Consider the following 7078-nt stretch of genomic DNA (forward strand, 5'->3'; position numbering starts at 1 on the left):
GGACTCGCCCATGCGCCGCTCCGGGATGAGAGCGGAGGCGAGATGCATAACCACAGCAATAATAAAATGCAGGACGCACAAGGGATACGGAATATCAGCAACAGCTCATGTCGTCAGCTGTTACTCGGCGTCATCGGGAGTTTGGCTGTTTGCTGCAGCACGGGAAGCATGGCGATGGATAGAATCACGGGCGCGGCCTTTGCGAGCCGCTCTGAAGTCTATGCGGTTAATGGTATGGCGGCAACCAGCCAACCACTGGCGACTCAGGTGGCGGTCGATATTCTCAAACAAGGTGGCAGCGCCGTGGATGCCGCGATTGCCGCCAATGCCATGCTGGGGTTGGTGGAGCCTACTGGTTCTGGCATAGGCGGCGATCTTTTTGCCATTGTCTGGAGCGCCAAAGAGCAGCGGCTCTATGGGCTTAATGCCTCTGGCCGCAGTCCGGCTTCTCTGACGTTGGAGATGCTCAAGGCCAAAGGGCTTGAGCATCTGCCGCCTTATGGACCTTTGCCCGTATCCGTGCCCGGTGCCGTGGATGGCTGGTATGAACTGCATGACAAGTTCGGCAAATTGCCCATGAAGGATAACCTGGCGCCGGCTATTCATTATGCCCGTGAAGGATTTCCGGTTTCCGAGCTCATCGCCTTCTATCTGGCGCGAAGCGGTGACAAGCTGGCCAAATACCCGGGGTTTAAAGAAACCTATATGCCAGGCGGCCGCATGCCGGCCGTCGGTGAATTGTTTCGAAACCCGGCTTTGGCCAACAGCTATGAAAAAATTGCCAAGGGGGGCCGGGACGTCTTTTACAAAGGAGAGATAGCCCGCAGTATTGCCGCCTATATGCAACAACAGGGCGGTTATCTTTCCTATGAAGATCTCGCTTCTCACAAGAGTGAGTGGGTTGAACCTGTATCGGTTAATTATCGGGGCTATGATATCTGGGAGCTGCCCCCCAACGGCCAGGGGATAGCGGCACTGCAGATCCTTAAAACCCTGGAGCCATTTAATCTCAAGGCCATGGGGCTGGACAGCGCCGAATATGTGCATCATTTCGTGGAAGCAAAAAAGCTGGCGTTTGCCGACCGAGCCAAGTTCTACGCCGACATGGACTTTGCCAAAGTGCCGGTAGCGTCACTGATCTCCAAAGAATACAACTACGCCAGAGCCAAGCTTATCGATGCTGACAAAGCCGCCGCCAGTGTTGAGTCGGGTAATCCCAACCTTTTACACGGTGATACCATCTATCTCACTACCGCCGATAAAGAAGGCAATATGGTGTCCCTCATCCAGAGCAATTATCGTGGCATGGGCTCAGGCATGACGCCTCCGGATTTGGGATTTGTGCTTCAGGACAGAGGCCAGCTGTTTGATCTCACTCCCGGGCGTGCCAATTCCTATGCACCGGGTAAAAGACCGTTTCATACCATAATTCCGGCCTTTGTCACCAAAGATGGCAAGCCCTGGCTCAGCTTTGGTGTCATGGGGGGAGCCACCCAACCCCAGATGCATGCCCAGATCATGATTAATCTGATTGATTTTGGCCTCAACCTGCAGGAGGCGGGCGATGCTCCGAGAATATTGCATACAGGTTCCAGCCAACCGACCGGCGAGCAGATGACAGATGGCGGTTATATCAGCCTCGAGTCGGGCTTTTCCATGGAAACCCGCCGTGAGCTGATGAAAAAGGGGCATACTTTAAGTGATTCTCTCGGGGCTTTCGGTGGTTATCAGGCCATAGGCGTCAATGTTGAAAGCGGCGTTTATCGGGGAGCGTCCGAGTCCCGTAAAGACGGACAAGCATCAGGTTATTGAAAGTAATCGGCAAAAACGTGCGTGAGCTAATTCAAATTAATGCTCAAGTTGCGGATAATAAGGCCGAAGATGAATTAATCTGAAAGGGTAGATTGCAAATGGATACACAGGTTATGCCACGGGAACAGCTGGGGATCTGCGCAGAGGGAAATCTGCACAGTGTTTATCTGATGTTCAATGCCAACGAAGGCGGGGAGTCACAACTGCGCCCTTGTCTGGCCAATGTTGCCCAGTATTTGTATGAGCTGGCAGATCAGTATGCCGACAGTGCCTTTAATGCCTTTGTGGCGATTGGTGCCAACTTTTGGGATCACCTCTATCCGGGAAGCAGACCGGCTGAACTCAAGCCATTCCCCGCGATGGAGTCGGGTAACCGGGATGCGCCGGCGATAGAGTTCGATATCTTTATTCACCTGCGTTGTGATCGCCTGGATATTCTTCATCTGGTGGCCAATGAGGTCAACGAAATGCTGGAAGGCCTGGCCGAGCTGGAAGAGGAGGAGCGCGGGTTCCGCTTTATGGACAGCCGCGATCTGACCGGTTTTGTCGATGGCACAGAAAACCCCAAGGGCAGAGGTCGTCAAGCTGTGGCCCTGGTAGGGGATGAAGACGATGCATTTCGCGGCGGTAGCTACATTCATGTACAGAAATATGTCCACAATTTGAGTAAGTGGCACAGACTGCCGCAGAAAAAGCAGGAAGACATCATAGGCCGCACCAAGCAGGACAACATAGAGTACGCCTCGGAAGACAAACCGCTGACGGCGCATATCAAGCGGGTAAATCTCAAGTATGACAATGGTGAGTCGATGGAGATCCTGCGTCAGAGCATGCCTTATGGTTCAGTCAAACAACAGGGATTGATGTTTATCTCTACTTGTAAGACACCAAGCCATTTCGAAAAGATGCTTCACAGTATGGTTTTCGGTGACGGAGAAGGACACCATGATCACCTGATGCACTTTACTCAGGCGGTAACAGGTTCCTCTTTCTTTGCCCCATCTCTGGATTTTATGATCCAGTTTGATGATTAATAACGCGATAGCGACAAAAACGCCCCTCATTGAGGGGCGTTTTTTTTATGAAATGTTCAACTTAGTCTGTGTAATTGAACAGTGATTTGACTGTTTCCAGCGTTTCATCAATGGTCTTGATGCTGGAAGGGCAGATAAAGATAGTATCATCACCGGCAATAGTGCCCAGAATACCTTCTGGCTTGCCGATGGAGTCCAACAGCCTGGCAATTAACTGCGCCGCCCCCGGGCTGGTACGTACCACTATCATGGCTTGGTTATGATCCACATCCAATACCAGATTCTTCAGTGGGCTGCCGGCAGTTGGCACCCCAAGTTCGGCCGGTAAGCAGTAGACCATCTCCTGCTTGGCGTTACGGGTGCGCACGGCACCGAACTTGCTCAGCATGCGCGAGACTTTGGACTGGTTGATATTGGCAAAGCCTTCGGCTTGCAGTGCATTGACTATTTCACTCTGGGAGCCGAAGCGCTCCTCTTTAAGCAGAGCCTTGAAGGTTCTGATTAGCTCATCCTGATTTTTGCTTGCTTGCATTATCTTCTTCTGTCGTTATTCAGAAAATCTCGCTCATTCTGCATATCAAACGGGTAAGTGTCAACAAACACCCAAGATGCCTGCATAAAAATGCAGTTTGGGTCATTTGTTGGGTAAAAGAAGCCTCAGTAGGCGAGAGCAAATGCTGAAGTTAATTCAGCTTTTGATGAAGCAGAGTCATATGACTAAGGGATAATTGCTATTTTTGTGACGATCCTTTAATGTTGCGCCATCACAGAATTAGATCTATGTCACACATAATTCCGAGAATTGACGGAGATAACTATGAAAGTTGCTGTACTAGGTGCTGCTGGTGGTATTGGCCAGGCTCTTGCCCTTCTGTTGAAAACCCAATTACCTGCCGGCTCTCAGCTGTCACTCTATGATATCGCCCCCGTAACGCCTGGGGTTGCCGTGGATCTGAGTCATATCCCGACAGCAGTTGAAGTTAAAGGTTTTGCCGGTGAAGACCCAACACCTGCACTGGAAGGTGCTGATGTGGTGCTGATCTCTGCCGGTGTTGCCCGTAAGCCTGGCATGGATCGTTCTGATCTGTTCAATATCAATGCCGGTATCGTCCGTAACCTGATTGAAAAGGTGGCTACGACTTGTCCCAAGGCGCTGATCGGTATCATCACCAACCCAGTGAACACCACTGTGGCCATTGCGGCTGAAGTACTGAAAAAAGCCGGTGTTTACGACAAGAACCGTCTATTCGGTGTGACGACTCTCGATGTCATCCGCTCTGAAACCTTTATCGCCGAAGCCAAAGGGTTGAATGTTGCCGATGTTAAAGTCAATGTGATTGGCGGCCACAGCGGTGTGACCATTCTGCCTCTGTTGTCTCAGGTTGAAGGTGTCAGCTTCTCCGATGAAGAAGTTGCTGCCCTGACCAAGCGTATTCAAAACGCCGGTACTGAAGTGGTTGAAGCCAAAGCCGGTGGCGGCAGCGCGACTCTGTCCATGGGCCAGGCCGCTTTCCGTTTCGGTCTGTCGCTGATCCGCGGTCTGCAGGGTGAAGCCAATGTGATCGAGTGCGCCTATGTAGACGGTGGCAGTGAACACGCTGAATTTTTTGCCCAGCCAGTGGTACTCGGCAAAAATGGTATCGAAAAGGTTTTGCCATATGGTGAACTGAGCGCGTTTGAAGCCAACGCCCGTGATGCCATGCTGGATACCTTGAAGGCGGATATCAAACTGGGTGTAGACTTCGTTAAGTAAGTCGACTCCGGGAATAACAAGGAGCGCTTCGGCGCTCCTTTTTGCTACTAGAACCTATTCTACTCTGGCCTTGCTGGCTAGTTTCTTTGGCAAAACAGCCGAATTCTTTCCTGCTGCTCCTTTATCTGCGCCTGCCGTTCTTCTTCAGTCATCTTAATCATTTCACCTGAGGCATCATCTTTACGTTGTAGCCTGGTGTGGGTATTGAGGACATCCAATTGGAATTTGGCCTTATCGCATATAGCCTGAGCCTGGACTGCATCTTTCTCCTTGAGCAATTTGGCCTGTTTCTCAGACTCAGTCTCCAGCACAATGTCATCTTTTCGCTGCGGCGCGACCGTGCCGATTCTGGCGGGTTGCAGATTTTGGCTGTCCAGTTCGGTGGCTTGCTGTTGTGGCGGCGGCTCCTGGCTGTAGTGGGTGACGCCATTTTCATCGACCCAAGTATAAATGGGGGTTGCCGAGGCAGCGTTGGCTCCGAGTAATGCCAGCAGAGCCATAAATAGGCTGATCCTTATCATTGTTTGTTTCCGTTTCTGCAGGGTGAGCTTGTCTGAGCAAGTGTGTTATCTTTGCCGTTATGAGTTTGATTACACCATCAGGTTAAGTGTATGCAAAATTTATCCAAGCCAACAATAAAAACCCGTGGTATCTATCTGTTACCCAATCTGATGACAACGGCAGGATTGTTCTCGGGCTTCTATGCTGTTATCGCTTCCATGAATGGGCACTTTGAGGCATCGGCTATTGCTGTGTTTGTTGCCATGTTATTTGATGGACTGGATGGTCGTCTGGCGCGTTTGACCAACACTCAGAGTGCCTTTGGTGCCGAGTACGACTCGATGGCAGATATGGTGTCCTTCGGTATGGCTCCGGCCTTGATAGCCTATAACTGGGGGCTTTCTGAATTGGGCAAAATAGGTTGGTTGGCGGCGTTTATCTATTGCGCCGGGGCTGCCTTGCGTCTGGCGCGCTTCAATACCCAAGTAGGAGTGGCCGATAAACGTTTCTTCCAAGGGCTTGCCAGTCCGGCCGCAGCGGCTCTTATTGCCGGCAGTGTCTGGCTGGGGCAGGGCTACGGCGTCTCAGGGCATGATATAGGTATATTGGTGGCTCTGGTCACGGCCGTTGCCGGTCTGTTGATGGTGAGTAATTTCCGCTATCACTCCTTTAAAGAAGTCGATTGGCGTGGCAAGGTGAACTTCCTGGTGATTCTGCTGGTAGTGGCCGTATTTGTGGTGATCTCGGTCGAACCTGCATTAATTCTCTGTCTGCTGTTTTATCTCTATGCTCTCTCGGGGCCTGTGGTTACCATTCGCAGCGTTAGAAAACTCAAGGTGTCTCACGTTTTGGGTGATGACGATGAGACAGATGACAGTGATGGCAAAGCATCAAGTGCAGAGGGTTCTCCCACTTCCCATGCCCGAGATAATAGAGATAGCGATAACAAAGAAAGCGCCGAAGAAAAAGAAGATACGGGAGATAAAGCGAGTCTAGACAAGCTCAAGTCATGATTCTCTCGTGATAGTGAAAACTTTGGGCTGCCATTTCAAAAGGCTTTTACTCTGCAAAGCGGCGAAATATGTGCTAAACCTAGATCCCACCTTGAGTGAAATAGCCTTTTGACGAGCAACTCAGGTTAGTGAGCAAGTCAGTTTGCATAGCCATCTCAGTTGGTTCAAGTTACTCATCGAGATGAAAAGGGACTTTAGGGTAATGTCTGTGTTGCTTAAAAGTTGACAGCAACCTGGTAGTGCCTAAATAGTGTTCGCTTGGTGTGGTTTTGCAAAAATCCCCCTTGCACAAAAGTTCAGGCTCCCTATAATGCGCTCCCACTGACACGGCACAGCGGCAACGCGAAAGACGTGACAGGGTCGAAGAAAAGAGGCTCTTGAGTCCTTTCAACGACAGGCGAAAAAAGATGGTAAATACCTCTTGACGCCGCAGCAGGAAAGCGTAGAATACGCAGCCCTGACCCGATGACCACAGCGTCTAAGGGATTGCTCTTTAACAAGATAAACAAGCAAATCTGTGTGGACACTCACAGGCATTGAGAAATCGACAAAACGATTTAACTCGATGAAGAGTGTTCATACGAACAGAATTCATTGAGCAGAACCTTCGGAATCAACCAAAACTTTAATTGAAGAGTTTGATCATGGCTCAGATTGAACGCTGGCGGCAGGCCTAACACATGCAAGTCGAGCGGTAACATTTCAAAAGCTTGCTTTTGAAGATGACGAGCGGCGGACGGGTGAGTAATGCCTGGGAATTTGCCCATTTGTGGGGGATAACAGTTGGAAACGACTGCTAATACCGCATACGCCCTACGGGGGAAAGCAGGGGACCTTCGGGCCTTGCGCTGATGGATAAGCCCAGGTGGGATTAGCTAGTAGGTGAGGTAATGGCTCACCTAGGCAACGATCCCTAGCTGGTCTGAGAGGATGATCAGCCACACTGGGACTGAGACACGGCCCAG

6 protein-coding genes and 1 rRNA gene are annotated in these 7078 nt (G+C 50.7%); 5 read left to right on the forward strand and 2 right to left on the reverse strand.

Annotated features, from left to right (window positions below; genetic code table 11):
- Positions 1–168: 168 nt before the first annotated feature.
- Together ggt and AYI96_RS03230 are read left to right on the forward strand one after the other, a co-directional pair.
- Positions 169–1812 (forward strand): gamma-glutamyltransferase, encoded by a 1644-nt coding sequence (ggt, locus tag AYI96_RS03225; protein ID WP_260852939.1) that lies wholly within the window; start codon positions 169–171, stop codon positions 1810–1812.
- A gap of 98 nt (positions 1813–1910) precedes the next feature.
- Positions 1911–2846 carry a Dyp-type peroxidase gene (locus tag AYI96_RS03230; protein WP_039036001.1) on the forward strand — a complete coding sequence of 312 codons (936 nt, stop codon included), beginning with the start codon at positions 1911–1913 and terminating at the stop codon, positions 2844–2846.
- Positions 2847–2907: 61 nt separating this feature from the next.
- Here AYI96_RS03230 and argR read toward each other — a convergent pair whose 3' ends face one another.
- Complete coding sequence (argR, locus tag AYI96_RS03235) at positions 2908–3378, reverse strand: transcriptional regulator ArgR (RefSeq protein ID WP_025012091.1); 471 nt, start codon at positions 3376–3378, stop codon at positions 2908–2910.
- A 285-nt stretch (positions 3379–3663) separates the two neighbouring features.
- Between argR and mdh the strand changes: the two genes are divergently transcribed.
- The gene (mdh, locus tag AYI96_RS03240) at positions 3664–4599 is read left to right on the forward strand and encodes a malate dehydrogenase (protein WP_144360989.1); all 936 of its coding nucleotides are present in this window, start codon (positions 3664–3666) and stop codon (positions 4597–4599) included.
- 77 nt (positions 4600–4676) lie between these two features.
- Here the strand turns inward: mdh and AYI96_RS03245 are convergent, their stop codons facing one another.
- Positions 4677–5120: a DUF4124 domain-containing protein gene (locus AYI96_RS03245; RefSeq protein WP_144360990.1), complete on the reverse strand. Its 444-nt coding sequence runs from the start codon at positions 5118–5120 to the stop codon at positions 4677–4679.
- A gap of 90 nt (positions 5121–5210) precedes the next feature.
- Between AYI96_RS03245 and pssA the strand changes: the two genes are divergently transcribed.
- Together pssA and AYI96_RS03255 are read left to right on the forward strand one after the other, a co-directional pair.
- Positions 5211–6113 (forward strand): CDP-diacylglycerol--serine O-phosphatidyltransferase, encoded by a 903-nt coding sequence (gene pssA / locus AYI96_RS03250; RefSeq protein WP_071477166.1) that lies wholly within the window; start codon positions 5211–5213, stop codon positions 6111–6113.
- Between the two features lie 626 nt (positions 6114–6739).
- Positions 6740–7078 (forward strand): 16S ribosomal RNA (locus tag AYI96_RS03255); the annotation flags it as partial.

Origin of the sequence: Shewanella sp. MSW (genome assembly GCF_007636515.1) — a bacterium.
Classification (GTDB): domain Bacteria; phylum Pseudomonadota; class Gammaproteobacteria; order Enterobacterales; family Shewanellaceae; genus Shewanella; species Shewanella indica.